This is a genomic window from Bradyrhizobium sp. Kon58 (assembly GCF_055807455.1).
Genome location: NZ_JBVVOT010000160.1, coordinates 1 through 435, shown reverse-complemented (window position 1 = coordinate 435; position 435 = coordinate 1). Strand labels below are relative to the sequence as shown.

Annotated in this window: 2 protein-coding genes; one reads left to right on the top strand and one right to left on the bottom strand. The window is 61.1% G+C overall.

The window, feature by feature from the left end; all coding sequences use genetic code 11:
* Positions 1 to 312 (bottom strand): Mur ligase family protein (locus tag AC0L20_RS39945; protein WP_473295658.1); only part of this gene is annotated, 312 nt, incomplete at its 3' end.
* On the opposite strand from AC0L20_RS39945, the gene pgk reads away from it, so the two are divergent.
* The coding region (gene pgk / locus AC0L20_RS39940) for a phosphoglycerate kinase (RefSeq protein WP_473295657.1) at positions 312 to 435 on the top strand (124 nt) is incomplete at its 3' end. The two genes, AC0L20_RS39945 and pgk, sit on opposite strands and share 1 nt — an antisense overlap.

Here is a 435-nt window from a genome sequence, read left to right as displayed (position 1 = left end):
CAGCAACCTGACCTGCCACTGCCCGCCCGCGCCGGTGGTTTGCACCGGGGTCCAGCAGCCCATGTCGATCACCCGCTGCAGCGCAGGTTCGGTGGTCGGGTGGATCACCAGGCCTTCACTCGGGATGGTGCGCACCAAGTGATGGAATTGCCGTTCGATGGCCGGCAGATCCGGGAAGATGTCGGCGTGATCGAACTCAAGGTTATTCAGAATCGCGGTACGCGGACGGTAGTGGACGAACTTGGAGCGCTTGTCGAAGAACGCGCTGTCGTATTCGTCGGCCTCGATCACGAAGAACGGCGTATCGCCCAGTGATTCTGGATATCGGCCCGCAAACCGCGGCCAACTTCGCTGAGCTGCTCAAAGCTTCGCAGACCATCCTGTGGAACGGCCCGGTCGGCGTATTCGAGTTCGACCAGTTCGGCAACGGTACAA